At 67.5% G+C, this 25810-nt stretch carries 26 protein-coding genes and 1 tRNA gene; 20 read left to right on the top strand and 7 right to left on the bottom strand.

Annotation, left to right across the window (positions count from 1 at the left end):
- Window positions 1-27 precede the first annotated feature (27 nt).
- The 7 genes from GV007_RS09315 to hutI all read left to right on the top strand — a co-directional run bounded on the left by GV007_RS09315 (window position 28) and on the right by hutI (window position 7487).
- Window positions 28-1233, top strand: a complete 1206-nt coding sequence (locus GV007_RS09315; protein ID WP_201297647.1) for a glutathionylspermidine synthase family protein — start codon at window positions 28-30, stop codon at window positions 1231-1233.
- Window positions 1230-1832, top strand: coding sequence for a hypothetical protein (locus GV007_RS09310; RefSeq protein ID WP_160072079.1), 603 nt, complete (start codon window positions 1230-1232; stop codon window positions 1830-1832). The genes GV007_RS09315 and GV007_RS09310 overlap by 4 nt, the downstream gene beginning before the upstream one ends.
- 38 nt (window positions 1833-1870) lie before the next feature.
- A complete protein-coding gene (locus tag GV007_RS09305; RefSeq protein ID WP_160072077.1) occupies window positions 1871-2404 on the top strand; it encodes a HutD/Ves family protein in 534 nt (177 codons plus the stop codon).
- 107 nt (window positions 2405-2511) lie between these two features.
- The gene (locus GV007_RS09300) at window positions 2512-3186 is read left to right on the top strand and encodes an IclR family transcriptional regulator (protein WP_160072075.1); all 675 of its coding nucleotides are present in this window, start codon (window positions 2512-2514) and stop codon (window positions 3184-3186) included.
- A gap of 62 nt (window positions 3187-3248) precedes the next feature.
- Window positions 3249-4907, top strand: a complete 1659-nt coding sequence (gene hutU, locus GV007_RS09295) for a urocanate hydratase (protein WP_160072073.1) — start codon at window positions 3249-3251, stop codon at window positions 4905-4907.
- 67 nt (window positions 4908-4974) lie between these two features.
- A complete protein-coding gene (locus tag GV007_RS09290; protein WP_236558440.1) occupies window positions 4975-6333 on the top strand; it encodes a formimidoylglutamate deiminase in 1359 nt (452 codons plus the stop codon).
- The gene (gene hutI, locus GV007_RS09285; RefSeq protein WP_160072071.1) at window positions 6330-7487 is read left to right on the top strand and encodes an imidazolonepropionase; all 1158 of its coding nucleotides are present in this window, start codon (window positions 6330-6332) and stop codon (window positions 7485-7487) included. The genes GV007_RS09290 and hutI overlap by 4 nt, the downstream gene beginning before the upstream one ends.
- A 32-nt stretch (window positions 7488-7519) precedes the next feature.
- Here the strand turns inward: hutI and GV007_RS09280 are convergent, their stop codons facing one another.
- Both GV007_RS09280 and def read right to left on the bottom strand, forming a co-directional pair.
- On the bottom strand, window positions 7520-7798 hold the full coding sequence (locus tag GV007_RS09280; protein WP_160072069.1) for a hypothetical protein: 279 nt from the start codon (window positions 7796-7798) through the stop codon (window positions 7520-7522).
- Window positions 7799-7839: 41 nt separating this feature from the next.
- Entirely contained in the window at window positions 7840-8415 is a 576-nt protein-coding gene (gene def, locus GV007_RS09275; RefSeq protein WP_160072067.1) for a peptide deformylase, read from the bottom strand.
- Window positions 8416-8480: 65 nt separating this feature from the next.
- Here def and GV007_RS09270 point away from each other — a divergent pair, with 65 nt between their 5' ends.
- Window positions 8481-9584 (top strand): DMT family transporter, encoded by a 1104-nt coding sequence (locus GV007_RS09270; RefSeq protein WP_104330873.1) that lies wholly within the window; start codon window positions 8481-8483, stop codon window positions 9582-9584.
- Between the two features lie 119 nt (window positions 9585-9703).
- Window positions 9704-10957, top strand: a complete 1254-nt coding sequence (locus GV007_RS09265) for a glycosyltransferase (protein WP_236558438.1) — start codon at window positions 9704-9706, stop codon at window positions 10955-10957.
- Window positions 10958-10996: 39 nt separating this feature from the next.
- Here GV007_RS09265 and map read toward each other — a convergent pair whose 3' ends face one another.
- Window positions 10997-11797, bottom strand: coding sequence for a type I methionyl aminopeptidase (map, locus tag GV007_RS09260; RefSeq protein ID WP_160072065.1), 801 nt, complete (start codon window positions 11795-11797; stop codon window positions 10997-10999).
- A gap of 76 nt (window positions 11798-11873) precedes the next feature.
- Here map and GV007_RS09255 point away from each other — a divergent pair, with 76 nt between their 5' ends.
- On the top strand, window positions 11874-12170 hold the full coding sequence (locus tag GV007_RS09255; protein ID WP_160072063.1) for a helix-turn-helix domain-containing protein: 297 nt from the start codon (window positions 11874-11876) through the stop codon (window positions 12168-12170).
- Between the two features lie 6 nt (window positions 12171-12176).
- Here GV007_RS09255 and GV007_RS09250 read toward each other — a convergent pair whose 3' ends face one another.
- A complete protein-coding gene (locus tag GV007_RS09250; RefSeq protein ID WP_160072061.1) occupies window positions 12177-12521 on the bottom strand; it encodes a thiamine-binding protein in 345 nt (114 codons plus the stop codon).
- A gap of 115 nt (window positions 12522-12636) precedes the next feature.
- Here GV007_RS09250 and GV007_RS19035 point away from each other — a divergent pair, with 115 nt between their 5' ends.
- The 3 genes from GV007_RS19035 (at window position 12637) to GV007_RS09235 (ending at window position 14137) form a co-directional block, all read left to right on the top strand.
- The gene (locus GV007_RS19035; RefSeq protein WP_194676969.1) at window positions 12637-13008 is read left to right on the top strand and encodes a helix-turn-helix domain-containing protein; all 372 of its coding nucleotides are present in this window, start codon (window positions 12637-12639) and stop codon (window positions 13006-13008) included.
- On the top strand, window positions 13001-13510 hold the full coding sequence (locus tag GV007_RS09240) for a hypothetical protein (protein WP_160072059.1): 510 nt from the start codon (window positions 13001-13003) through the stop codon (window positions 13508-13510). Before GV007_RS19035 ends, GV007_RS09240 begins: the two co-directional genes overlap by 8 nt.
- Window positions 13511-13597: 87 nt before the next feature.
- A complete protein-coding gene (locus GV007_RS09235) occupies window positions 13598-14137 on the top strand; it encodes a hypothetical protein (RefSeq protein ID WP_160072057.1) in 540 nt (179 codons plus the stop codon).
- A 69-nt stretch (window positions 14138-14206) separates the two neighbouring features.
- On the opposite strand, the gene GV007_RS09230 is transcribed toward GV007_RS09235, so the two are convergent.
- Complete coding sequence (locus tag GV007_RS09230) at window positions 14207-14515, bottom strand: hypothetical protein (protein ID WP_160072055.1); 309 nt, start codon at window positions 14513-14515, stop codon at window positions 14207-14209.
- A 15-nt stretch (window positions 14516-14530) separates the two neighbouring features.
- A complete protein-coding gene (locus GV007_RS09225) occupies window positions 14531-14719 on the bottom strand; it encodes a hypothetical protein (RefSeq protein ID WP_160072053.1) in 189 nt (62 codons plus the stop codon).
- A 209-nt stretch (window positions 14720-14928) separates the two neighbouring features.
- Here GV007_RS09225 and GV007_RS09220 point away from each other — a divergent pair, with 209 nt between their 5' ends.
- The gene (locus tag GV007_RS09220) at window positions 14929-15081 is read left to right on the top strand and encodes a hypothetical protein (RefSeq protein ID WP_160072051.1); all 153 of its coding nucleotides are present in this window, start codon (window positions 14929-14931) and stop codon (window positions 15079-15081) included.
- A gap of 107 nt (window positions 15082-15188) precedes the next feature.
- Here the strand turns inward: GV007_RS09220 and GV007_RS09215 are convergent.
- Window positions 15189-15263: transfer RNA gene (locus GV007_RS09215), tRNA-Ile, on the bottom strand.
- 130 nt (window positions 15264-15393) lie between these two features.
- Between GV007_RS09215 and GV007_RS09210 the strand changes: the two genes are divergently transcribed.
- From GV007_RS09210 to glgP, 6 genes are all read left to right on the top strand, one after another.
- Window positions 15394-16005: a ScbR family autoregulator-binding transcription factor gene (locus GV007_RS09210; protein WP_160072049.1), complete on the top strand. Its 612-nt coding sequence runs from the start codon at window positions 15394-15396 to the stop codon at window positions 16003-16005.
- A 188-nt stretch (window positions 16006-16193) separates the two neighbouring features.
- Window positions 16194-19919: an efflux RND transporter permease subunit gene (locus GV007_RS09205; protein WP_236558436.1), complete on the top strand. Its 3726-nt coding sequence runs from the start codon at window positions 16194-16196 to the stop codon at window positions 19917-19919.
- A 104-nt stretch (window positions 19920-20023) separates the two neighbouring features.
- Window positions 20024-21169, top strand: a complete 1146-nt coding sequence (gene proB, locus GV007_RS09200) for a glutamate 5-kinase (protein ID WP_160072045.1) — start codon at window positions 20024-20026, stop codon at window positions 21167-21169.
- A 32-nt stretch (window positions 21170-21201) separates the two neighbouring features.
- Window positions 21202-22521, top strand: coding sequence for a glutamate-5-semialdehyde dehydrogenase (locus tag GV007_RS09195; protein ID WP_160072043.1), 1320 nt, complete (start codon window positions 21202-21204; stop codon window positions 22519-22521).
- A 94-nt stretch (window positions 22522-22615) separates the two neighbouring features.
- Entirely contained in the window at window positions 22616-23086 is a 471-nt protein-coding gene (locus GV007_RS09190) for a hypothetical protein (RefSeq protein WP_160072041.1), read from the top strand.
- Window positions 23087-23138: 52 nt separating this feature from the next.
- Window positions 23139-25688, top strand: coding sequence for an alpha-glucan family phosphorylase (glgP, locus tag GV007_RS09185; protein ID WP_160072039.1), 2550 nt, complete (start codon window positions 23139-23141; stop codon window positions 25686-25688).
- Window positions 25689-25810: the final 122 nt, after the last annotated feature.

Raw genomic sequence — 25810 nt, 5'->3', positions numbered from 1 at the left:
GTGGAGAGATCCGAGGATGGACGAGCTGTGATTCGCACGTACAGTGCTCCGCGAGCCGATTGGCGAGCGAGGTTCGATTCCATCGGCTTCACCTTCTACGACATGGAGTCCGAGGGCGGGCGGCCGTACTGGCAGGAGGAGGCCGCCTACGGCTTCACCGGGGCCGAGATCGATGCGTTCGAGGAGGCGACGGCTGAGCTGTTCCGGCTCTGCATGGAGGCCTGCGAGCACATCGTGCGCGATCGTCGCTTCGCCGAGTTCAGCATCCCGGTCGAGCTCTGGGACCTCGTCGAGAAGTCCTGGGACGAGGACGATCCCACCATGTACGGACGATTCGACCTCGCGTACGACGCTGCAGGCACGATCAAGCTCCTCGAGTTCAACGCGGACACACCGACGTCGCTCGTGGAGTCCGCCGCCGCGCAATGGCAGTGGCTCGTCGAGACACGGGGTGACGGTGCCGACCAGTTCAACCTCCTGCACGAGCTGCTCGTGGAGCAGTGGGTGCACCTCCGAGTGCAGCGCTGGTTCCTTCCGCAGGGCGCGCGGCTCCATCTTGCGTCGCTGCACGACGGCGGCGACGGGCAGCTCATCGTCGAGGACGCCGACACCGTTGGCTACATGGCGGAGACGGCGCGTCTCGCCGGTTTCGAGGTGAAGCAGATCTTCATGGAGGATGTGCAGTTCGATGAGGACGCCCACGGCTTCGTCGATGGCGACGGGGAGCGCATCGAGCGCATCTTCAAGCTGTACCCCTGGGAGTGGATGGTGCGTGAGGAGTTCGCGCAGTACTTCCCGACGACGCGAGCGACAACCGCCTGGGTCGAGCCGATCTGGAAGATGATGCTCTCCAACAAGCAGCTCCTGGTCGTGCTCTGGGAGCTCTTCCCCGATCATCCGCTGCTGCTCGCCGCCTACCAGACCCCCGATCGACTCCGTGGCAGGCCGTACGTGGAGAAGCCGAAGCTCGGACGCGAGGGAGCCAACGTCACGATGTACGACCTCGTGGGACGCAAGACGGCCGAGAACGGCGGCGATTACGGCGCGGAGGGCTTCGTGTACCAGGAGCGGGCCACGCTCGCGAACATCGATGGCAAGACGGTCATCGTGGGTTCCTGGGTCGTGGGAGAGACGCCGGCTGGCATCGACGTTCGGGAGACAAGTGGGCCCATCACGGGCGACCTCGCCGAGTTCGTGCCCCACTACATTACCGACCATGAGGAGCGACCATGACGTACGAACCGAAGCTGCGCCGCAGCCGTGGCGTGACCCTGTCCGGAATCGCCCGCCCGTCGACGACGAAGACCGTCGGTGCGATGGGAGTCGCGGCCGCCATGATGTTCCTCGCCGGCTGCAGCACCGTCCCAGATGATGGGGTCGTCGTCGAAGGAGCCGACGGCGAGAACTACGTGCTGCCCGACGGTGCGGAACGCCCGACCTACACGTCGAAGGAAGACTGCCTCGCCGACGTGAACGAGCAGATCCAGCTTCTCGAGCAGCAGGGTGAGCAAGTCGAGGGAGACGCCGAGTCCCTGTGCGAGTCGTCGAGCAGCTACGGAACCCACTACAGCTCCGCGCTCTGGCTGGGGCCGGTGCTCTTCGCGTCCTCCCGCTGGAACAGCACTCGCGTGAGCTCGTGGGCGCCCGTCACCTCCGGCGGCTTCGCGGCCCCGGGCTCGTCGGCTCACTCCGACGTCGCGCAGAGGGCGCCAGCGGGAGCGACCGTCGGCTCGAGGGCACCATTGAAGAGCGGCTTCGGGGCGACGGGGAAGTCCGGGTTCGGCTCGACGGTGAAAGGCGGCGGCGGAAGCGGCGGCTCGACGGGCGGCTGACCTCTGCCAGTCTGATCGCGGGGCTGGAGAATGGGGCCATGACCTCCGCCGACGTGATCCGCTACGACGACCTCCAGCCCGCGCCCTGGCAGAACGGTCTGGGGGTGACGCGCGCCATCAGAGCCATGCCGACCGGAGGTGGCTGGTCGCTGAGCATCGCGACGATCGACCAGCGTGCCGAGTTCTCGCTTATCCCGCGAACGCAGCGTGTGCAGCTCGCGATCGACGCGGTACGTCTCGAGATCGACGGCCGGGAGGTGGTGCTCGGCCCGGGGGAGCAGGCACGGTTCGCCGGCACGCAGCACGTCGTCGGGGCATCCGTCGCTGGCAGCTCGCAGGTGCTGAATCTCATGTACTCCGATGCGAGTCCCGCTCTCGAAGTGGCCGTGGTCCGAGATGCTCGGGAGCTGTCACTCGATTCCGAGGCAGTCGTCGTTCTCGACGGTGAGCTGATCTGCGGACCGCTTGTCCTCGCCCGCTTCGACACGGTGGTGCTCGAGGGATGTGCGACGGCGGCGTTCTCCGGCGGACCCGGGCTGTTCGCGGTCGTTCGAGCAGCGTCTCGAGACTGAAGAGAGTATTGCCATCTGATGGCAGGCGAGTTTTACTAGGTGGAAACAAGCGCGGTCGATCCGCGTAACGCTCCACGTCTACGGTTGCCTGCAATGAAGGAGGCAAGATGGCCGAACCCTCGACTCGAACAGTCGAACGGGCGCTCTCCCTGCTCGCGATCGTCTGCGAGCACGGCAGCCTGAGCCTGGCCGAGAGCTCGCGCCTCGCGGAACTCTCACCCAGCACGTCGCTCAGGCTCCTGCGCACGCTCGAATCCTCCGGTTTCGTGCGCCGCGACGAAGCCGGTGATTTCCGCGCTGGGAGCAGGATCATGCAGCTCGGGGCGCGAGCGCTCTCGAACGACAACCTGGCGCTGCTCTGTTCGCCAGCTCTGCGCGACATCGCAGAGTCGACCGGCGAGTCGGTCTACCTCAGCGTGCCCGGTCACGCGGACCAGGCCCTCTACATCGCCATCCACGAGGGCACCCACTCCGTCCGGCACGCCAACTGGGTCGGACGCACCATTCCGCTCGAGGGCTCGGCCACCGGCCGGGTGCTTCGAGGTGAGACGCCCGCCGTCGGCTACGTCACGCTCGAGAGCGGCGTCGAGAAGGACGTCACCGCGGTCGCCGCCCCTATCGTGCTCGACGAGCGCATCATCGGCTCGCTCAGCGTGCTGGTTCCGAGCTACCGCATCACGACGAGCAAGGTCGAGCGCTACGGCACTCTCCTCAGCGGCGCGGCCGTCAGCATCCAGCACTCACTCAGCGCGACGACGTCAGCGCGCTCCGGCCCCGCCTGAGCGGTCCCGGGCAGCAGTCGTCCCCATTCCTCACTCTTTCCGGTCACCAAGGGATCACGCACATGAACGCACACGAGAACATCAGGGCCCCACGCGGGTCGAAGCTCACCGCGAAGAGCTGGCAGACCGAGGGACCGCTCCGCATGCTCATGAACAACCTCGACCCCGAAGTGGCGGAGCACCCGGAGAGCCTGGTCGTCTACGGCGGCACGGGCAAGGCGGCGCGCAACTGGGAGGCGTACGACGCCATCGTCCGCACCCTCACGACCCTGGAGGACGACGAGACGCTGCTCGTCCAATCAGGCAAGCCCGTCGGCGTCTTCCGCACCCACGAGTGGGCGCCTCGGGTCCTCATCGCGAACTCGAACCTCGTTGGGGACTGGGCGAACTGGCCCGAGTTCCGCCGACTCGAGGCTGCCGGCCTCACGATGTACGGCCAGATGACGGCGGGTTCCTGGATCTACATCGGCACACAGGGCATCCTCCAGGGCACCTACGAGACGTTCGCGGCCGCCGCCGAGAAGCGCTTCGGCGGCACGCTGGCGGGCACCCTGACGCTCACTGGCGGCGCGGGTGGCATGGGCGGTGCGCAGCCGCTGGCCGTCACGATGAACGAAGGCGTGGTCCTCATCGTCGACGTGGACGCGAGCCGGCTCGAGCGCCGCGTGCAGCACGGCTACCTCGACGAGATGACCCACGACCTCGACGAAGCGGTCGAGCGAGCGCTTGCCGCGAAGGAAGCCCGCGAGCCTCGCTCCGTTGGCGTAGTCGGCAACGCGGCGACGATCTTCCCGCTCCTCCTCGAGCGGGGCGTCGCCATCGACATGGTCACCGACCAGACGAGCGCGCACGATCCGCTTGCCTACCTCCCCGAGGGCGTGAGCGTCGAGGAATGGAAGGCCGAGGCAGAGCGCGACCCAGTCGGCTTCACGGACCGTGCCCGCGCCTCCATGGCCAAGCAGGTCGAGGCCATGGTCGGGTTCCAGGATGCCGGGGCCGAGGTCTTCGACTACGGCAACTCCATCCGTGCCGAGGCGAAACTCGGCGGGTACAAGCGAGCCTTCGAGTTCCCGGGATTCGTGCCAGCGCACATCCGACCGCAGTTCGAGGAGGGGCGCGGACCCTTCCGCTGGGCGGCGCTCTCCGGCGACCCGGCTGACATCGCCGCCACCGACCGAGCGATTCTCGAGCTGTTCCCCGACGACGAACGACTGAACCGCTGGGTCACGGCCGCGAGCGAGAAGGTGCACTTCGAGGGCCTTCCCGCCAGGATCTGCTGGCTCGGCTACCAGGAGCGGCACCTCGCCGGGCTCAAGTTCAACGAGATGGTCGCGTCCGGCGAGCTCTCCGCGCCCATCGTCATCGGCCGAGATCACCTCGATTCCGGGTCGGTCGCCTCGCCGTACCGCGAGACCGAGTCGATGAAGGACGGTTCGGACGCGATCGCGGACTGGCCTCTCCTGAACGCGCTCCTCAACACAGCCTCGGGGGCGACCTGGGTCTCCCTCCACCACGGCGGCGGCGTCGGGATCGGCAGGTCGATCCACTCCGGTCAGGTCATCGTGGCCGACGGCACCGACCTCGCCGCACAGAAGATCGAGCGCGTGCTCACCAACGACCCCGGCACGGGCGTCATGCGGCACGTGGACGCGGGCTACGAGCACGCCGCCGATATCGCGAGGGAACGCGGACTGCGGGTGCCCATGTGGGAGGGCGAATGACCGAGCGGCGCACCGCGCTCCGCGAGGTCTCCGTCACCGAGGAGTCCTCCAGCAGCGAGGCCCGCTCGTGAGCGTGGAGTGGGTCTGGATCGAGACCCTCGTCCGCGGCGATGAGGTCCTGCGCGCTGTCAGGCTCGGCTGCGAATCCGGAGAGGTCGTCGAAGAGCAGCTCGGGGTGCCCGCCGCCGAAGGCGACCTGGTCCTCGGCACCGTCTTCCCTGCCTTCGGCAACGCGCACTCGCACGTCTTCCACCGCCTGCTCCGCGGGCGAACGCACGCAGACGGCGGGAACTTCTGGTCCTGGCGCGACAAGATGTACGCCATCGCCGAGCAGCTCACGCCCGATTCGCTGGAGCGGATCGCCACGGCCTGTTACACCGAGATGGTGGCGAGCGGATGGGGAGCCGTCGGAGAGTTCCACTACGTCCACCATCAGCCCGACGGCACGCCGTACCCCGACCACGACATGGAACTGGCTCTCGCGCGTGCCGCCGAGACCGCTGGCATCCGCTTGACCCTGCTCGACACGTGCTACCTCGCCGGTTCGATAGGAACGGGGCTCTCGGCGCAGCAGCGTCGGTTCGGCGACGGTCGCGCAGCGCAGTGGATCGCGCGGTGGTTCTCGCTCAGGGAACGCCTCAGAGCCGATCATCCGCAGGTTGTGCTCGGCGCGGCCCTCCATTCCGTGCGCGCTGTGCCGGCGGCCGAGATCGCCGAGGTCACCCGCGCTCTCCCGGACGACGTTCCCCTGCACGTCCACCTGTCGGAGCAGGTCGCGGAGAACGAGCAGAGCCTGGCAGCCTACGGGCGCACGCCCACCGAGCTGCTCGCCGACGCCGGAGCGCTCACCCGCCGCCTGAGCGTCGTCCATGCCACGCACCTGAGCGAGCACGACATCGCGCTCCTCGGTGCAGCTGGCGTGCACGCGGTCTTCTGCCCGACCACGGAAGCCGATCTCGGCGATGGCATCGGCCCCGGCATCGAGCTCACCGCCGCCGGCGCTCTGCTGGCGATCGGCTCGGACCAGAACGCGGTCGTCGATCCCTTCCTCGAACTGCGCGGCCTCGAGGCCGGCGAACGGCTCCGCTCGCAGGCGAGGGGACGGTTCTCGCCCGGTGAGCTCACCGAGATCGGCACGACGGCCGGGTACGCGTCGCTCGGCCTCGCGCCACCCGCGACGCTTGGCGGGCCGTTCGACCTCGTCGAGGTCGACGCCGCCTCGGTTCGGACCGCGGGTTCGCACCCCGCACAGCTCGTGCTCACGGGAACGTCGAGCGACGTGCTCCGCACCGTGGTTGCCGGCCGGGTCGTCTACGACCGCGAGAACGACGTGGCGCGAATGGCGCAGGCGGCCGCCGAGCTCGCCGTGCTCTCGGCGGATCCATCATCCAGCGCCGACGGAATCTCAGCAGGGAGCAGCACATGAGCGCGACGGTCTTCAGGAACATCGGCGAGCTCACGACCAACGGGGACCTCGGAGTGCTGCACGACGCGGCGCTTGTCCTCGACGGCCAGCGGGTGGTGTGGGTCGGCGCGGACGCGGATGCGCCGGCGGCCGACAGCAGCTTCGACGTTGGCGGCCGAGCCGTGCTGCCTGGGTGGGTCGATTCCCACACCCACCTCGCCTTCGCGGGGGACCGGTCGACGGAGTTCGGTGCGCGAATGGCGGGGGAGACGTACACGGCGGGCGGCATCAAGGTCTCCGTCGAACGCACGCGCGCAGCGAGCGGTGGGGAGCTGCGCTCGCTCATGGCTGAGCGCATCCGCACCGCCAATGTCAACGGCACCACGTGGCTCGAGACCAAGACGGGATACGGCCTCGATGTCGAGACCGAGGAGCGTTCCGCGCGCCTTGCGGCGGAGTTCGGCCAGGATGTGACGTTCCTTGGTGCGCACGTCGTGCCGGACGGCTGGGACGCAGACGACTACGTGGCCCTCGTGACGGGCCCCATGCTGCAGGCGGTTCGTCCGTACGTGGCCTGGATGGATGTGTTCTGCGAACGAGGCGCTTTCGACGAGGCGCAGTCGAGGGCGGTATTGCAGGCCGGCCTCGACTCCGGCCTCGGACTGCGGGTCCACGGCAACCAGCTCGGTCCCGGCCCCGGGGTGAGGCTGGCCGTGGAGCTGGGGGCGGCGAGCGTCGACCACTGCAATTTCCTGGACGACGAGGACATCGACCGACTCGCCGCGTCGAGCACCGTGGCCACGCTCCTTCCCGCCTGCGACCTGTCGACTCGCCAGCCGTTCCCCCCGGCTCGGAGCCTCATCGAGGCCGGGGCGACGGTTGCGCTGGCGAGCAACTGCAACCCGGGAACCTCGTACACGACGTCCATAGCCTTCTGCGTCGCCACGGCAGTGCTGCAGATGCATCTGAGCGTCGAGGAGGCAGTCTGGTCGGCCACGATGGGCGGTGCTGTCGCGCTGCGTCGTCACGAGGGCGAGCTGCCGATCGGAGGGCTCATGCCCGGCTTCCGTGCAGACCTCCAGGTGCTCGACGCCCCCTCGGTCACGCACCTGGCGTACAGGCCGGGGATGCAGCTGACGCACGCGGTCTGGCAGGCGGGGGTCCGTCTCGTCTGAGCTGCGCGGCTCCGCACGAGGAAGAACAGGGCTCACTCCCATCGGAGCACCAGCCGCCAGCCGTCCGGGTCTCTGCGCAGGTCGTAGAGGCACGCGTCTGCGTCGTGCCCGTCGCGACTCGCGGTGACCCGCCAGAACTCGGTGTCGAGGCGCGACGGGTCGCCCTCGCCGGCCCACCAGCGCTGCTGGACCCGCCGGTAGAACGACTGCGGCAGGCCATGCACGATGTAGGCGAAGCGCTCCCACCAGAAGACGGAAGGGAGCTCGTCGACGAGTTCGACCTCGATGGGGTCGTCAAGCGCTGTGGTCATGTCGGAACCCTCGCAGGAGCCACCGACAATGACCGGGCGGTTCAGCCTTCGAGGTCGTCCACGCCTGGCATCCAGCTCTTTCCCGGTCCGCCCCAGCTGCGCTTGCGCATGACCTTGAACGCATCCTTGTACCAGGGATGCTCGAGGCGGTCTGCGTAGATGATGCCGTTGAGGTGGTCGTACTCGTGCTGCAGGATGCGCGCGAACCAGCCCTCTGCCTCGATCTCGTACTGCTCGCCGTCCAGGTCAGAGGCGCGCAGCAGCGCACGCTCTGACCTGCGGAGAGGGTAGCGCTCGCCGGGGAACGAGAGGCACCCCTCCGACTCGAGCTCGTCGTCCAGCTCGAGCAGGGACTCGGGCTCGGCCGGCGTCACGTACAACTCAGGGTTGATGGCCACGCCACGCCGCATCGTGCCATCCGCCTCCTCGTAGGAGTAGACGAAGAGGCGCTTGCCGACGCCGACCTGGGGGCCCGCGAGGCCGACACCGGGGGCCGCATCCATGGTCTCGAACATGTCCGCGACGAGCTGGCGGATCTCTTCGGTGATCTCGTCGACCGGGTCTGCAGCTTCGTGGAGGACCGGCTCGCCGTAGATGCGAATTGGGAGAGTTGTCATCCCATCAGCGTATCTTCGCGGCAACATCCCTTCACGACGCGCGCCGCACAATAGGATTGCCCATCATGACCATCGCACCCCTCAGTGATCTGGCAGTGCTTCCGGGGCTCTCCCCGGTCCAGATGATCGGCATCCCCCTCGCACTCGTCGGCGCGGTCTTCATGTCGCTGGGCGCCATGTACCAGCACCGCGGTGTCAGCAAGGTCGAGGCCGCGAGCGGCACGAGCGGTGCCGCTGGGCTCAACCTGCAGCACCTCCTGGCGCTGCTGAGCCGACCCTCCTGGGTCATCGGCACCGTGATGCTCGGTCTCGCAGTGGTCATGCAATTGGCTTCGTTCGTCTTCTCGCCGATCATCGTGGTGCAGCCGCTCGGAGTCGTCTCCCTGCTGCTGACGACGCTGCTGACGGCGCGGGCGATCCGCCAGCGGCTCCCGAACGTGAAGATCTTCGCGGTGGCGCTGTGCATCATCGGCGTCGGCGCGTTTGTCACCGTGGCGGCGCTCTTCGCGAAGGAGGGGGCGATCTCCGATGAGCAGGTCTCGACGGTGCTTGTGCTCCTCGCGGTCGTCGTGGTCGTCTTCGGCACGGCGTTCTTCCTGCTCCGCAAGCGCTTCAAGGCCCTCATCTACGTGCTGGGTGCCGGCATCATCTACGGCTTCGTCGCGACGCTGGCCAAGATCACGATCAACCGCATCCAGCACGACAACTTCGAGTGGCTCACGCTCATCTGCCTCGTCGCGCTGCTCGTCGCGACGGGCGTCGGCGGCTACTTCGTGCAGAACGCCTATGCCTCGGGACCGCCGGACATGGTCATCGCGGGACTCACGGTCATCGACCCGATCATCGCCGTGGCCATCGCCATCGCCGTGCTTGGCGAGGCGAGCGCTGCACCCTGGTACGCCTTCGTGATGTTCATCGTCTCTGGCGCCATCGCCGTGACTGGTGTGTTCGTGCTCGAGCGGGGGCAGACCGAGGATGAGGTCGAGGCGGTCCGTCGGAGCGCAGTGGAGGGCCGTGGTGCACTCGATCTCGAGGGTCGCCGCCACGACGCCGAGGGCCGAGCTGCGGGCACGCCGTCCGACGATGGGGACCGAGTCGAGCAGCGGATCGAGGCGCCGGGCCGTGGCGCGGCCTCGAAGCACGGGCCCGCCCGCACCATCGACCAATAGCAGAGCTTCAGCGTGTGCTGCGGCTCCGCCTCAGCGCTCGGCCAGTAGCATGACGTGAGATTCCGTGAGCGACGACCACCACCTGTCGCGAGCCCAGATGAGATCGAGGTCACCACCCCGTGCCGAATGAAGGTCGTTCACCAAGCAGCACCGCCGTCGCAGCAGATGGCGAGCGGCCGCTCAAGATCCTGATCGCGGGGGACACCTTCACGCCCAACGTCAACGGTGCCGCCAAGTTCACCGAGCATCTCGCCTCCGGAATGGCCGCGAGAGGGCACGACGTGCACGTCATGGTCCCTGCCGCCAGCAGGCGTCACGGCACGTGGACCGAGCAGTACGACGGCCAGAACATCACCGCCCACCGTCTCCGTTCGCACCGCTGGTGGGCACACGACTGGCTGCGTTACGCGCCGCCGTGGCGCATCCGCGCAGAGTCGCAGCGGGTGGTCGACGAGGTGCGCCCGGATGTCGTGCACTTCCAGTCGGCGGTCATCATCGGCCGCGGTGTTGCGATCGAGGCTGAGAAGCGCGGCATCCGGATCATCGGCACGAATCACCTCATGATCGAGAACCTCGTCGATCATTCGCTCCTCCCGCAGGCCCTGCGCGGGCTCGCCGCGAGCATCTGGTGGAAGGACGCGCGTTCCACGCTCGGCCGTGCGACGGCCATCACGACGCCGACACGTCGCGCCGCGGACTTCCTCGAGGCCAACGGCGGCATCTCCGATGTGCTCGCGATCTCGTGCGGCATCCGAACCTCCGACTACACCTTCGACTTCTCACCGCGCGAGGCGAAGCGCATCCTCTTCGTCGGTCGTGTGACCGGTGAGAAGAAGATCGACGTGCTCCTGCGTGCCCTCACCCTGCTCCCGGGCGACGTGCACCTCGACATCGTGGGAGGCGGCGACCAGAAGAAGAACCTGCAGTCGCTCGCGAAGCAGCTCGGGCTCGCCGACCGGGTGACCTTCCACGGCTACTTGAGCGACAAGGAGCTTCGCCGCATGTACACGCGCGCCTCCGTGTTCGCGATGCCATCGATCGCCGAGCTGCAGTCGATCGCGACGATGGAGGCGATGGCCTCCGGCCTGCCGGTCGTCGCGGCCGACGCGATGGCGCTGCCCCACCTGGTGCACGACGGCGAGAACGGCTTTCTGTTCGAGCCCAACAACGAGCGGGACCTCGCGGAGAAGCTCTCGAGAGTGCTCTCCCTCTCCCACTCCGAGCGGGAAGAGCTGGGTCGCGCCGGCCTCGACCTCGTGCGCATGCACGACATCGACCGCACGCTCGAGCTCTTCGAGCGCCTCTACCGGGGAGCCTCGGTCAAGGACGTCGCCCGCGACTCCGTCAACGAGCAGGATCACTCGCTCGACTGACTCGCTGCGACGGCTCTCCGTCGCCGCCGCCCGCCTGCCTCACTCTGTTTGCGGCTCGGGAACCTCTTGCGGCGCTGGCAGGGTCAGGATGCGCGCCCCGCTCGCCGTGATCGCGATGGTGTGCTCGGTGTGCGCGGTGCGGCATCCTGTCGCGCTGCGAAGCGTCCAGCCATCGTCGTCCGTGACGAGCGTGTTGGTGTCGGCCATGACCCAGGGTTCGATCGCGAGCAGCATTCCCTGGCGGAGGCGAACGCCGCGGCCGGGGCGGCCGTCGTTCGCGACGTGCGGGTCCTGATGCATCGTCGAGCCGATTCCGTGCCCGCCGAACTCCATGTTGATCGTGTAGCCCGCGCTCGAGAGCACCGAGCCGATCGCGTGCGAGATGTCGCCCATGCGAGCATCGGGTCTCGCGATGGCGATGGCGGCCTCGAGTGCACGCTCGGTGGTGTCGATGAGGGCTTCATCGCGAGGGTCGCGGGAAGGCCCGACGATGAAGCTGATCGCGGCATCCGCGGCGATGCCCTCGGTGATGATCGCGAGGTCGAGCGTCAGGAGGTCGCCGTCTGCGAGGCGGTAGTGGTACGGCTTGCCGTGGAGGACAGCATCGTTCACCGCGGTGCAGATGTAGTGGCCGAATGGGCCACGCCCGAAAGACGGCTCATAGTCGACATAGCAGGAGGTGGCGCCTGCGTCGAGGATCATCGCCTTCGCCCAGCTGTCGATCTCGAGCAGGTTGGTGCCGACTCGGACGCGAGCCTTCAGCTCGTGCAGGATCGTGCCGACGAGTCGGCCCGTTCGTGCGGCGCGCTCGACTTCAGCCTCGTTGAGGATCTCGATCATCGGGGGACGTCCTTCCGTAGGTGCTGACTGTGCCAATAAGTATCCCGGTAAAGATATACCGGATTAGTATCGGGTCATGGTCAGACTCCCGCTCAGCCCCGAGGAGATCGAACGAGGGGAACGCCTCGGTCTTCTCCTCCGACGATCACGAGGCGACCGCGCCATGTTGCGCGTCGCGCTCGACGCGGGCGTATCGCCCGAGACCCTGAGGAAGATCGAGTCAGGGCGAGTCGCGACGCCTGCGTTCTCCACGATCGCCGCGATAGCCGGTGTGCTCGGCGTCTCGCTGGACGACGTCTGGGCTCAGATCAGCGCGCCGGAAGCCGCGGGCGACGCACCGGAAGCCGGGGCGCAGATCCGCGCCGCCGGCTGACGGCTCCTAGCTCGACTGTGCGGAACGCGCTTCGAGCGCGGATTCCAGACGCTCGACCTTGCCGTCGAGCTCGCCGCTGTGGCCAGGGCGGATGTCGGCCTTCAGGACCAGTGAGACGCGGCTCCCGAACTGCCCGACCGCTTCGGTTGCGGCCTTGACGACGGCGAACACCTCGTCCCACTCGCCTTCGATGGTCGTGAACATCGAATCGGTGCGGTTCGGGAGGCCGGAGTCGCGCACGACAGCGACCGCCGCGGCGACCGCGTTGTGCAGTGACGCATCGCCCTCTCCCGGAGAAGGGGCGTCTGGACTCGGGGTGCCGCTTGGTGCGACGGAGAAGGCAACGATCATGCTGACCATCGTGCCACGAGGGGGCCTCGAGGTGGCCTGCAATCGAGACCTGAGTAGGGCGGGTGGGACTCGAACCCAGATCCCCGACGACGTGCTCGCACACTTCCAAGCCCTCATGGAGCAGCTCGGGAAGGCCGAGGCGTCGCCCGAGTCGATCCAAGCTCTCGCTGACAAGCTCGCTGATGTCATCGACGAGCGCAAGGCCGAAGTTGGCGCGCGCATGGGGGTCAGCCAGGCCACTGTCTCGGGTTTCGAACACTACGACGCGAACCCCACCCTGTCGACGATCCGCCGCTACGCCATGGCTGTCGGTGCTCGCCTGGAGATCAAGGTGAACGATGACTGCGACGCCCACCGCGCTGCTGATGATCCAGAGAGTATTTGGCGCGTGGTTGGCGGGTATGAGGCTCGACGCCCTCAATGGAGCTCACGCAAGATGGTGAGAGCTCGTGAATTCACAACCGTGAACGAGCTGCAGAGTGTCTGAGGTCAACCCGTCACTCACCGTTGAGGACCTGCTTCAGGTAGTTGAGCTTGATGACATTGTGTTGCTGGAGGTCTTCGCCCAGCGGTCAAACAAGCAGCTGAGTACCTCGAAGTTCTCCGATCTGCTCGGCGGCGACGTCGACCCCGAGTACGAGCTCGGATGCGAGAGCGAACTCAGCGGCCGCGGCTTCCGCGTTCGACTCAGGGTCACGATCGAGACAGAGGCCGGACCCGTTCGGGTTGAGGTGGCTGCGGAGTACACGCTTCAGGAGAGCCTCTTCGAGGAGTACCAGCCGTCGGTCATTCGAGAGTTCGCGCAATTCGTGGGTTTCTTTGCGGTCGTCCCGTACGCGCGCGAGGCTGTCGCGTCGGTCACGCAAAGAGTTTTTGGGGCCGGATTGCTGATGCCAATCATCAAGCGCGAAGAGATCGAACTCATCCAGGAATCAGCTGGAGACAGCGAAGCAACACCCGGCGACTCGATCACCCCCGAGGGAGACTGAGGCAGTTCCCTGTCGCCGCCTCATCTCCTTCGGGAGGTGGGGCGCTTTCGTGCGTCCAGGGCCTGAAACACACCCTGCGGTGCCTCTATGATCAGGTCAGCTCCATCACTGCTGATCGGCTTTCGCCTCCCCCCGGAGGCGCACAACAGAAAAGACCCCATGGCTGAGAATTCCCCCATCTCGCGTCGCTCCGCGCTCACCGTCGGTGCGTGGACCATCCCGGTGCTCGCATTGACGGTGGCCGCTCCGGCGAGAGCCGCGTCTGCCGAGGAGGAGTTCACTCTGAACATCCTCACGCCCCAGGCGACGAATGGGCAGGGCACGCAGGTGCGCGTCAACATCCCGGCAAGCGCCGCTCAGGCGTTGGAATTCGGAGGTGTGCAACTCACCTATTCGCGGACAGCAGGAACCGGAGCGCTGTCAGCCAGCAGCGGGCCGGTTGGGTGGGAGCAACAGCAGCTTTCGCCGACTTCGCTCCAGTTCTACAGCACCTTCGAGGCCGTAGTTGGCGAGGGCACGTTCCAGTGTCAGCTCTTCGGGCCGTCCGTCTGGGATGTGGAACTTGCATGGCAAAGCGAGCCGTCTGGCACGCTGACTGGCCAGATCAACGTCGCCGCCCCCGCCTGACCAACCCGGTCGGTCGCTCGACGTCGATTCCGCCCCTTCCGGACTGTGGGGAGGGGCGGTTTCGTGAGTTCACCACCCCTTCTTCCTCGTCGCCCGCTGGGCCATGTAGAGCAGCGCGATCGAGAGCTCGGAGGTCAGGCGCTCGGCGGCAAGCGCGTCGCCCTCTAGCGTCACCGTGCCGCGAATCTGCGCGTTGCCGTGCGAGATGGCCGACTCCTTCTCGCTCATGGTCCCGACCTCGAGGGCGTGCCGCACCTCGGCGCGCACGCCGCCCTCGGTCACCCACTGCAACATGTCCAGGCACTCGTTGAACACCTCGACCGGCTCGTGCAGGATCGGCTCGTACGTGTCGCCGTCGACGGTGGCTGGCGCCGGCACGAGTTCGCCGTCGACCTACTGGATCGGGGGAGAGGCACCCCACAGGAGCCACGACACGCCGTCGACGGGCCTCGTCGCCACCGGGCACCAGCAGACGATGCGCTTCGAGCACTTCGAGTCGACCCGCTCCCGGACCGTCTCGCACCGCACCGCCAGCGAGTCGAGGGTGACTTCGGCGGTGAGCTGCACGGCTGGTTCGTTCATGCCGTGGATGCTCGCACGGGCCACCGACTGTGACCTCTCCGTGCATTGTCGGTGGTCGGTCGTAGCCTGCCGGCATGCTCACTCACCTTGAGCGCAGCCTCCTCGAGTTCGAGGCAGCGCACCTCAGACACACAGTGGCGAAGCAGGACGCCATCCGCCAGCACGGCTTCGCGTCGTCGCCCACGGCCTAGTACACGATGCTCAGGGCGGTGCTCGCGAACTCCGAAGCGGTCGAGGTGTTCCCGCAGCTCGCCGCCTGGCATAAGCCGGCCGCCGACGCTCGCGCCGGGACGAAGGAACGACGACGCATCGAGCGGATGGAGAGCGCCTCGCAGAGAGTGAGGAACGAGCTTGCGAGCTAGCGCCGTTTCAGAGTGCGGGCAAAATGTGGGCAGAGGCTCTTCTGCTGCACCAGCGAAGGCCCCCGACTTCCGCGCTATTGCAAGGGAGTGGAGGCCTTAGTACGAAGTAGGGCGGGTGGGACTCGAACCCACGCATCGTCCAGTTATGAGCCGGATGCCTTAACCAGCTTGGCTACCGCCCCAAGCGCTGTCGATTGTATCCAGAATTCGCGCACACGTGCGGTGGGCGACGGGCTCGACGGGCGCAGGTCTAGACTGATGCCCCAGAAGCGGGGTCGGAGCCGACCTCGGATGCATGAAAAGCAGGGGATGATGAAGCGAGCTGAACAGCGAGCGCAGACGAGGCAGGCGCTGCTCGAAGCGGCTTCGCTCGAGTTCGAGGCCAATGGCTATGCCGCCACGGTCCTCAGCGATATCTCGGACCGACTCGGCATGACCAAGGGAACGGTCTATTTCCACTTCCCGACGAAGGCGCTCCTCGCCAAGGCCGTCTCGGCGACCTGGACTGAGATGTGGGATGCGGAGATCACTCGCTCCCGCGACCGCGGGCTCTCGCTCGACGAGCTCGAGTCACTGATGATCCGGATCGCAGAGCGGTTCCAGTCCGATTCGCTCATGCGGGCCACGATCCGTCTGGTGCGCGAGCGCGAGCTCATCGAGGAAGAGCTTCCGAGGCCCTTCGACGCCTGGCTCGAAGTGACCAAGGAAGCGCTGCAGGCGTCGCGGGAATCGGGGGTGCTCCGCGACGACATCGACGTCGACGCGGCCGCCTGGCAGGTGCTCGCGAACCTGGTCGGCATCCAGATGCTCATGCAGGACCTGAACGACGGCAGGAGCATCGTCGAGCGCGTTCGAGAGATGTGGGCGGTCCACCGCGTGACACTCGCGAACCCGGGCCGAACGGCTGACGTCGCGTCGTCGTGAACATGTGATCGAGATGGTGCGCTGACCTCGTCGCCAGGAGCCAGCGATGCGGACAAAGATCAGTCTCGAGTAGGGCATGAAACTCCCGGAACCAGTCCTTTCGGGTGATTCCGAGGATCTTCACGGGCGACAGTATGGGAGAGCGTCGGGTCGTCATCCGGCGCCCTGTCGCGTCGAAAGGTCCCTCTGTGTCTGTGCTCACCCGTCTGAGTCTCAAGTATCGAATTCTGATCGGACTGCTGACCGCGGCTATCGCTGCGGCCGGAATCATCTCGACGGCGCAGCTCAAGCAGGAGCTCATGCCGTCGGTGGAGGTCCCGCAGGGGTTCGTGACGGCGACACTGACTGGGGCCTCGCCCGACGTCATGGTGACCGAGGTCACCGAGCCCATCGAGAACGCACTCCGAGGCGTCTCGGAGGTGCAGTCCGTGACGTCGACGACGTCTGAGGGGTTCGCCCAGATCGTCGTCTCTTGGAGCTTCGACGCCGACAAGACGCAGGTCGAGGCCGAACTCCGATCCGCCGTCGAGTCGACGAAGTCGCTCCGCCCCGAGTCCTCCACGGCAGAGCTCAACACCTTCTCGCTCGATGCGCTGCCCGTGCTGACGCTCGGCGCATCCTCCGACACAGACACTGCGACGCTCTCGAAGACGCTCACCGACTCCGTGCTGCCCGCTCTCTCGCAGGTCGATGGAGTGCAGAACGTCGAAGTCTCCGGCACCCGCGAGGAGCGAGTGGAGATCAGCCTCCGACAGGCGGACGTCGAAGCGCTCAAGATCGACACCGCGTCGATCGAGCCGACGCTCTCTGCCGCTGGCATCGTGCTCCCCGCAGGAGACGTCACGAGCGGCACCGGTGAGATCTCCGTGCAGGTCGGTTCGCAGCTCAGCTCCCTGGATGCCATCCGCGCCCTCCCGTTCACGACGGAGGACTCGACCGTGCTGCTCTCGCAGTTCGCGGATGTCGACATCAAGGAGATCCCCGCGACCTCCATCTCCCGGGTCAACGGCGCGGAGACCCTGACGCTGAGCGTCACGAAGGCGTCCGACGCGAGCACGGTCTCCGTCGCGCACGGCGTCACGGAGAAGCTCGCAGAGGTCACGCCCGCGCTGCCCTCGAACGTCGTGTTCACGGAGATCGAGAACCAGGCACCCTACATCGAGCAGTCCATCCACGACCTCTCGGTCGAGGGCGGGCTCGGCCTCATCTTCGCTGTGCTGGTCATCTTCCTGTTCCTCGCCTCGTTCCGGTCGACCATCGTCGCGGCGATCTCGATCCCGATGTCCCTGCTCATCACGATGGTGGGCTTGAACGTGGGGGAGTACTCGCTCAACATCCTGACCCTCGGAGCGCTCACCATCGCGGTCGGACGAGTCGTGGACGACTCGATCGTCGTGATCGAGAACATCAAGCGTCGGCAGGGGAACGGGGCTCTGACGATCGAGGGGATCGTGGGCTCCGTCGGCCAGGTCGCGGGCGCCATCACGGCCTCGACGCTCACGACGGTCGCGGTCTTCCTCCCGATCGCGTTTGTCGGGGACATCGTCGGCCAGCTCTTCCGACCGTTCGCGGTGACGGTCTCCATCGCGCTGGTCGCGTCCCTCGTCGTCGCACTGACGATCGTCCCGGTGTTCGCGTACTGGATGCTGCGTCGCCCCTCGAAGCCCATGAAGCGCGAGCGATTCGTCCGTGCCCGCGCAGCCCAGGCCGCCTGGACTGCACGCCAGGAGGAAGCAGCCGAAGCCCGTTGGGCTCGTCAGTCGGCGAAGCTCGAGGCGAAGAACGAGAAGCGGGAGCAGCGCGGAAAGTCAGCGCTGCCGGTGCCCGGCGCCGCGCCCGGTGTCGTTGCCGCACGTGGCGATGGCGAAGAGGGCTCGCCCTACGACGGGCTGCAGCGAGCCTTCGTGCCCATCCTCGACGCGACCCTGCGACACCCGCGCCGCACGATCGCCGCCGCGCTCGCCCTGCTGCTGCTCACTGGCATCGGCGCTACCGCGCTCCGCAGCGACTTCCTCGGCAGCATGGGCGATGAGACGGTCCTCGTCCAGCAGGAGCTCCCGCAGGGCACGACCATCGACGAGAGCCTGGCGGGCGCCGAGAAGCTTGAGGCCGTCCTCGCCACGAAGGGGAGCGTCGAGACGTTCGTCAGCTCCATCGGGACCGGAGGCGCCGGCGGATTCGGGGGCGGTGGCGCAGAGAGCACCTCGATCACCGTGATCCCCGCAGAGGGGCAGGATGCTGAGACGGTCGCCAACAGTCTGCGCGCGGACTTCGGCGGACTCAGCGACGTCGGCGAAGTGACCGTGACCACGGCCGCTTCCTCGGCTCTGGCGTCGGACGTTCAACTCGCCATCCAGGGGAACGACGCAGACTCGCTGAGCCAGGCGGCGACGCAGCTCGGCGATGCCGTCAAGGACCTCCCCGGTGTGACGGCGGTCTCGAACGACCTGAGCACGGGCGGCAACGTGGTCATGGTCGACGTCGACCGCAGCAAGGCGGCGGGCTATGGCTACACGCAGGCAACCGTCGGCCAGGCGGTCTCCGCCGCGCTGACCGGTACCCCGCTCGGCACGGTGCGCCTCGAAGGCGTCGACCGTGACATCGTGATCGCGCCGACGCAGGGTCCAGTCGCTCTCGATCAGCTCGCCCTCATGCAGCTTCCGGTGACAGCGGTGCAGCAGCAGCGGGCCATCACGGACGCGACGGATGCGTTCACCGAGGAACAGGAGACGAAGGCCGAGGAGCAGGAGGCTGAGGCGGTCGCGCAGATGCAGGAGACCGTCGACGATGCCGTCGAGGCTCGGGACACGGTGTCCGCGCAGCTCGGCGAGCTGCAGACGCAGCTCGCGACGTTGCAGACGGCGCCGCTGACCCCAGCGGTTCCCGACGCCGGCTCCAGCATGACTCCGGAGCAGGCGGCGCAGGCGGAACGGGACGCGCAGATCTCCGCCCTAACCGACGCGATCGCGCAGGCGGAATCGGGCATCGAGCAGGCCAACGCCGGTGTCGACGCGGCCGTCAAGGCTCAGGAGGACATGGCAGCTCAGTCGCTCGAGGCCAAGGAGCTGCAGGCCAGGCAGGAAGGGCTCGCCGACACGAAGGCGACGCCCATCCGGCTCGGAGACATCGCGGAGGTCCGCGAGGAGGCGACCCCTGGCGCGATCACCCGCAACGACGGCGCACGCCAGGTCACGGTCTCGGTCACTCCGGCAGAGGGCCAGTTGGGAACCGTCACGCAGGCCGTCTACGCGGCGACCGACGGTCTCGAGCTTCCCGCCGGTGTCACGTTCGTCGTCGGCGGTGCGTCCGCCGATCAGGACGAGTCGTTCCAGCAGCTCGGCATGGCGATGCTCTTCGCCATCGTGCTCGTGTTCCTCATCATGGTGGCGACCTTCCGCAGCCTGATGCAGCCGCTCATCCTGCTCGTCTCGGTGCCGTTCGCCGCTACGGGCGCGGTGGCGCTGCTCCTGCTGACGGATACGCCGCTCGGCCTGCCGTCGCTCATCGGACTCCTCATGCTGATCGGGATCGTGGTCACGAACGCCATCGTGCTCATCGACCTCATCAACCACATCAGGGAACGTGGTTCGAGCGTGCACGACGCAATCGTGCACGGGACGAGGCTGCGCCTCCGACCGATCCTCATGACCGCTGCGGCGACGATCTTCGCGCTCGTGCCGATGTCGCTCGGGCTGACCGGGGGCGGCGTGTTCATCTCCAAGCCGCTCGCCATCGTCGTGATCGGCGGCCTGATCAGCTCGACGCTGCTCACGCTGGTGCTGGTTCCCGTCCTCTACTCCAGCGTCGAGCGCCGGAACGATCGACGGGCTGCCAAGCGCGCGGCTCGCAAGGAGCGCAAGGCCGAGGCGGCCGCCGAGAAGACCGCGCTCGCCGCGGCTCCCGCCGGAAGCTGACGCAGGGTGGCGCCGCGCAGCCGCGCGGCGCCACCCAGCGCCCGATGTGACGCGAGCCGGCGCCAGAATTCGGCAAGCTCCGAGGATCGGGAGAGAATAGCCGGATGCATCCGATAGCCGCCCGTGCCCAGCTCGCGACCGCCCACCGCATCGTGGTCAAGATCGGCTCCTCATCTCTCACGGGCGCCGACGGGCACCTGAACCTCGAAGCCCTGCGCTCGCTTGTGCAGGTCATCGCGGATCGCCACGACAAGGGACTCCAGACGCTCCTCGTCACCTCGGGCGCGGTCGCCGCCGGCATCGGGCCGCTTGGTCTCCCGTCGAGGCCGCGTGACGTGGCGACAGCCCAGGCTGCCGCCTCCGTCGGTCAGGGGATGCTTGTAGCCCGGTACGCAGAGGCGTTCGCGGATCGCGCCATCACGGTCGGGCAGATCCTGCTCACGGCAGAGGACACCGTACGCCGCACCCGCTACAAGAACGCGCAGCGCTCGCTCGAGCGCCTGTTCAGGCTCGCGGTCGTTCCGATCGTGAACGAGAACGACGCGGTCGTGACCGATGAGCTCCGCTTCGGCGACAACGACCGGCTCGCAGCGCTGGTCGCCCAGCTCGTCGGGGCCGACGCGCTTGTCCTGCTCACCGACGTCGACGGTCTGTACGACGGTCCGCCCAGCCGCGAGGGCACGCGGCGCATCTCCGAGGTGCTCGGTCCGAGCGACCTTGAAGGCATCGAGGTTTCCGGCAGGGGCAGCGACGTCGGAACGGGTGGCATGCTCACCAAGCTCGAGTCGGTCTCCATCGCCACGGGGTCGGGCATGCCCGTCGTGTTGACGAAAGCGGAGAACGCTCGCGCGGCCATCGACGGCGAGCGTGTCGGCACGTGGTTCGCACCGACCGGGAAGCGATCGTCGCGCAAGCGGCTGTGGATCGCCCACGCCGCACGGGTGCAAGGCAAGATCGTGCTCGATGACGGCGCCGTCGACGCCGTGCTCGGTGGGCGAGCCTCGCTGCTCGCGGCGGGAATCGTGGGCGTCGAGGGCGAGTTCGTCGCCGGCGACCCGGTCGAGCTGGTCTCGAAGGAGGGCCTCGTCATCGCACGAGGCCTCAGCGGCTTCGATGCCGTCGAGATCCCCGACATGCTCGGGCAGTCGTCGAGTTCGCTGCGCGAGTCGCTTGGGACCGGGTACGACCGCGAGGTCATCCATCGCGACGACCTGGTGCTCGTGCGCCCGAAGGGGATCCGCGTCGGCTGAGGGCGACCGCTCGCGGCGTAGAATGCTCTGTCATGACGATCTTGCAGGGTGAGCGCGCGGACACGGCGGACCAGGGCGACGCGGACGAGCTGGCGAGCACCGCCATCATCGAGCTCGCCGGACGAGCACGGGCGGCGTCGCGCGTGCTGGCTCGGTCGACGCGTGCGCAGAAGGACGGGGCGCTCGTCGCCCTCGCGGAGGCCCTCGTGCGTGCGACGCCCGAGATCCTCGCCGGCAACGCGCAGGACCTCGAGCGCGGTCGTGTCTCGGGCATGTCCGAGGGCCTCCTCGACCGTCTCGCGCTGGACGAATCCCGCATTCGGGCGATCGCCGATTCTCTGCTCGAGGTCGCGGCGCTGCCCGACCCGGTCGGCGCGGTCGTCCGAGGATCGACTCTGGCAAATGGGCTCCGACTCCGACAGCTGCGTGTCCCCATGGGGGTCATCGGTGTCATCTACGAGGCCCGCCCCAACGTCACCGTCGACGTCGCCGGGCTTGCGCTGAAGAGCGGCAACGCCGTGCTCCTCCGCGGCGGATCCGCCGCCGAGAACTCCAACTCGGCCATCATCGGCACCCTCAGGGCGGCACTGGACGCGTACGGGCTGCCCGCCGATCTCGTGCAGTCGATCGACGAGCACGGCCGCCCCGGGGCTCGCGCACTCATGCGCGCCCGCGGCCACGTCGACCTCGTCGTCCCTCGTGGCGGTGCCGGTCTCATCCAGACCGTGGTCCGTGAGTCTCGCGTTCCCGTCATCGAGACGGGAGTCGGCAACTGCCACGTGTTCGTCGACAGCACCGCCGAGCTCGACATGGCACTCGAGATCCTCATCAACTCCAAGACGCACCGGGTCGGCGTCTGCAACGCAGCGGAGACCCTGCTGGTGCACTCGGACGTGGCGGAGGCATTCCTCCCTGGTGCCCTCGCGGCGCTTGCTGAGCGCGGGGTTCGTATCCATGGCGACGACCGCACTCGGGCCATCGCGCCGCAGGGCGTCGAGGTGCTCGAGGCGACACACGAAGACTGGGCGACGGAGTACCTCGACTACGAGATCGCAGTGCGGGTCGTCGACGACTTCGATCAGGCGCTTGTGCACATCCGCGAGTTCAGCACTGGCCACACCGAGGCGATCGTCACGAGCTCTCTGCAGGCCGCTGAGCGCTTCACCGCTGAGGTCGACGCCGCAGCCGTCATCGTGAACGCGTCGACGCGCTTCACGGATGGCGGCCAGTTCGGGCTCGGCGCCGAGCTGGGCATCTCCACCCAGAAGCTGCACGCTCGTGGGCCGATGGGGCTCGAAGAGCTCACGACGACGAAGTGGGTTGTCACGGGCGACGGCCAGATTCGCGCCTGAGCTGCGGCACCTCCTGCGCGAAGATCAGACCAGGTGATGACGCGGTCCGTCAGGCTCGCCGCGTAGCCTCATCGGAGACGTTGAAGGGACGATCATGACCAGCACCCCACTGCCCATCGAGAACCAGCCGTCGAACTTCGACCAGCACGACGCCTTCCCCCAGAAGCCGACCGCGGAACGTCCCCAGGGCCTCGACCGAGTCTTCCTCGGTGAGCTCGAGGTGTCCCGAGATCGCATCTCGGGTCCGTATGGCTCCCTCCCGACGGAGGGCTCGACCGTGTTCGTCACGAACATGTCGCGCGTCGAGCGTGCCATTCCGACGTGGGCGATCATCGTCGCGATCGCCGGGTTCTTCGTCCTGACGATCTTCAGCCTCCTCTTCCTGCTTGTGAAGGAGGATCGCGTCGTCGGCGGATACGAGGTCCGCATCTCGAATCCGACCGGAACGCTCACGAGCTTCGTGCCGGTCGATGCGCGCTCTGCTGCCTGGATCTGGCAGGACCTCCAGGGTCGTGCGGCCGCCGCGCGGGAGCTCATCGCGTCAGTAACTTCCACCATTCGCTGACGTTCATCTCGGCGACGCGGCGGCGCCGCGTTTCGGGGCTACGCTGTACCGCGTGAAGGCCTACGACTCGCTGTCCGTATCCACCGTTCTCCCTCCTGAGCTCGCGCCGCTGCGCACTCTCGCCAAGAATCTGCGCTGGTCCTGGCGCTCGAGCGCCGAACGGCTCTTCGCCGGCATCGACGAGCAGCTGTGGCGAGCATGCGGCCGCAATCCCATCGTGATGCTCCGCTCACTTCCGGCCTCTCGCGTCGCCGAGCTCGCGGCCGACCCCGAGTTCGTCGCGCTGCTGAGCCACGAAGCTGAGGATCTCTCTGCTTATCTCGACAGCGACCGCTGGTTCCGCAAGCACACGCGGGGTACCGCCGACGAGGCGACGAGCGTCGCCTACTTCTCGATGGAGTTCGGGATCACGGAGTCACTCCCCGTCTACTCTGGCGGTCTCGGTGTGCTCGCGGGCGACCATCTCAAGAGCGCCAGCGATCTCGGCGCGCCGATCATCGGCGTCGGCCTGCTCTACACCTACGGGTACTTCTCGCAGACACTGTCCCGCGAGGGTTGGCAGCAGGAGGCCTACTCGGAGCATCCGCCGAAGGACCTCGCCGTCGATCCCGTGCTGGACGCTTCTGGTGACCAGTCCCGTGTCTCGCTCGCCTTCCCTGACGGGCGGACGCTCGAGATCGCACTCTGGGAAGCGCAGGTCGGCAGTGTGCCGCTGCTCCTCCTCGACACGAACCTCCCGGACAACCCCGAGGATCTCCGCGCGATCACGGATCGGCTCTACGGTGGAGACTCCGAGCATCGCATCCGGCAGGAGCTGGTGCTCGGCGTCGGTGGGGTGCGCGCCGTGCAGGCGTATGCGGAACTCTCCGGGCGCCGTCAGCCGACGGTCTTCCACCTCAACGAGGGGCATGCGGGCTTCTCGGGCGTCGAGCGCATCGGCCAGCTCATGGCTGGCGGTGAGACGTTCGAAACCGCACTCGCCACAGTTCGCTCGAGCACCGTCTTCACGACGCACACGCCGGTCCCCGCTGGCATCGATCGCTTCGACGCGCATCTCGTGCAGCGCTACCTCGGCTCGTCCGGCGGCCAGACCCTGGTGCCTGTCGTTCCGCTGCCACGCATCATGGAGCTCGGGGCCGAAGACGACCCTGGCCGCTTCAACATGGCGCACCTCGGTCTCCGCCTCGCGCAGTACGCCAACGGCGTCGCGAAGCTGCATGGCGTCGTGTCCCGAGGCATGTTCGCGAAGCTGTACCCGGGTGTGGCTGCAGAGGAAGTCCCGATCGGCTCGATCACGAACGGCGTCCACATCCCGAGCTGGACCCGGCCGTCGATGCTCCGTGTCATCGAGGCTATGAACGGCGGACGCGACCTCGCGACCTCCGGCATGTGGAACCACCCGGAGGCAGTCGGCGCCGAGGAGCTCTGGCGCATCCGCGGCGAGCTGCGGGCCGAGCTCGTCAGGCGGGCCCGCGAATCGGTTCGCGCCTCGTGGAAGGCGCGAGGCGCACAGGACGCGGAACTGGGCTGGATCCGCGACGTGCTGGATCCCGAGCGGCTCACGATCGGCTTCGCTCGCCGAGTCTCGACCTACAAGCGCCTCACCCTCATGCTGCAGGACCGAGATCGGCTCGCCCGAATCCTCAACAATCCCGATCGCCCCGTCCAGTTCGTCATCGCGGGCAAGGCGCATCCCGCCGATATGGGCGGCAAGCAGCTCCTGCAGGAGCTTGTGAACTTCGCCGATGAGGCAGGGGTTCGCGACCGCATCGTGTTCCTCCCCGACTACAGCGTCACGATCGCGAAGCACCTCGTGGCCGGCAGCGATGTGTGGCTGAACAATCCCGTGCGCCCGCAGGAGGCTTCCGGAACCTCCGGGATGAAGGCCGTCATGAACGGATGCCTGACGTTCTCGATCTCGGATGGCTGGTGGGACGAGATGGCGGACGACGCCGTCGGGTGGACGATTCCTGACACCAGCGGCGTCGATGAGCGCACGCGTGACGCTCTCGAGGCCGGTGCGCTCTACGACATCCTCGAGCACGAGATCGCACCACTGTTCTACGCGCGCGACGAGCGGGGCCTCCCCATCGAGTGGGTGGAGAAGGTCCGCCGCTCCGTGTCGGTTGTCGGCCCGAAGGTCGCGGCCGAGCGCATGGTGCGGGACTACGTCACCGACCTCTACCTGCCCGCGGGGCGTTCGGCACGCGTGGCGTCCGACCTCGTCTTGACCCGCGAGTTCGCGACCTGGCTCGGCGACGTGCGCGCGGCCTGGCCGAGCGTCCGCGTCGAGTCCGTGGTCGCGGAGAACCGCGAGCCGAAGGCGGGGGAGAGCGTGCGTCTCTCGGCGAGAGTCGAACTCGGCCGGTTGAGCACCGACGATGTCCTCGTGGAAGCCGTCGTAGGCACTCCCGACGCCGAGGGTGAGCTGCTGAGCACTCGGATCGTCGAGATGCGGCCTGCCCACGAGGGGGAATCCACGTTCGTCGTCGACGTCCCGATCGACGAGCCTGGACGGCTCGGCTACACCGTCCGGGTGCAGCCGAAGCACTCGTTCCTGCAGGCTTCGGCCGAGCTCGGGCTGGTCCGTCTCCCCGCGTAGGAGACTGCTCCTGGACGGCGGCGCCGAAAGTAATGACAGGCTTGTCATTCGGCGTCGTCGTCGGGCATAATTCAAGTGACGACAGAAATGTCGACGTCTGGTAAACGATGCAGTTCGCATCC

Origin of the sequence: Pseudoclavibacter sp. 8L (assembly GCF_902506465.1) — a bacterium.
In the GTDB taxonomy this organism is placed as follows: Bacteria; Actinomycetota; Actinomycetes; order Actinomycetales; family Microbacteriaceae; genus Pseudoclavibacter.
The sequence above is the reverse complement of the archived record's forward strand: the minus strand, read 5'-3'. Positions and strand labels throughout refer to the sequence as shown.

What these genes read in the sequence shown, in the direction of transcription:
- hutI (WP_160072071.1), top strand. Translation starts at nt 6,330, where the DNA reads ATGAGCGCGACGGTCTTCAGGAACATCGGCGAGCTCACGACCAACGGG.
- proB (WP_160072045.1), top strand. Translation starts at nt 20,024, where the DNA reads ATGCATCCGATAGCCGCCCGTGCCCAGCTCGCGACCGCCCACCGCATC.
- GV007_RS09280 (WP_160072069.1), bottom strand. Translation starts at nt 7,798, where the DNA reads ATGACCACAGCGCTTGACGACCCCATCGAGGTCGAACTCGTCGACGAG.
- GV007_RS09225 (WP_160072053.1), bottom strand. Translation starts at nt 14,719, where the DNA reads ATGAACGAACCAGCCGTGCAGCTCACCGCCGAAGTCACCCTCGACTCG.
- GV007_RS09235 (WP_160072057.1), top strand. Translation starts at nt 13,598, where the DNA reads ATGATCAGGTCAGCTCCATCACTGCTGATCGGCTTTCGCCTCCCCCCG.
- GV007_RS09270 (WP_104330873.1), top strand. Translation starts at nt 8,481, where the DNA reads ATGACCATCGCACCCCTCAGTGATCTGGCAGTGCTTCCGGGGCTCTCC.
- hutU (WP_160072073.1), top strand. Translation starts at nt 3,249, where the DNA reads ATGAACGCACACGAGAACATCAGGGCCCCACGCGGGTCGAAGCTCACC.
- GV007_RS09310 (WP_160072079.1), top strand. Translation starts at nt 1,230, where the DNA reads ATGACGTACGAACCGAAGCTGCGCCGCAGCCGTGGCGTGACCCTGTCC.
- GV007_RS09250 (WP_160072061.1), bottom strand. Translation starts at nt 12,521, where the DNA reads ATGATCGTTGCCTTCTCCGTCGCACCAAGCGGCACCCCGAGTCCAGAC.
- GV007_RS09195 (WP_160072043.1), top strand. Translation starts at nt 21,202, where the DNA reads ATGACGATCTTGCAGGGTGAGCGCGCGGACACGGCGGACCAGGGCGAC.
- map (WP_160072065.1), bottom strand. Translation starts at nt 11,797, where the DNA reads ATGATCGAGATCCTCAACGAGGCTGAAGTCGAGCGCGCCGCACGAACG.
- GV007_RS09255 (WP_160072063.1), top strand. Translation starts at nt 11,874, where the DNA reads ATGGTCAGACTCCCGCTCAGCCCCGAGGAGATCGAACGAGGGGAACGC.
- GV007_RS09210 (WP_160072049.1), top strand. Translation starts at nt 15,394, where the DNA reads ATGAAGCGAGCTGAACAGCGAGCGCAGACGAGGCAGGCGCTGCTCGAA.
- GV007_RS19035 (WP_194676969.1), top strand. Translation starts at nt 12,637, where the DNA reads ATGGAGCAGCTCGGGAAGGCCGAGGCGTCGCCCGAGTCGATCCAAGCT.
- GV007_RS09305 (WP_160072077.1), top strand. Translation starts at nt 1,871, where the DNA reads ATGACCTCCGCCGACGTGATCCGCTACGACGACCTCCAGCCCGCGCCC.
- def (WP_160072067.1), bottom strand. Translation starts at nt 8,415, where the DNA reads ATGACAACTCTCCCAATTCGCATCTACGGCGAGCCGGTCCTCCACGAA.
- GV007_RS09300 (WP_160072075.1), top strand. Translation starts at nt 2,512, where the DNA reads ATGGCCGAACCCTCGACTCGAACAGTCGAACGGGCGCTCTCCCTGCTC.
- GV007_RS09190 (WP_160072041.1), top strand. Translation starts at nt 22,616, where the DNA reads ATGACCAGCACCCCACTGCCCATCGAGAACCAGCCGTCGAACTTCGAC.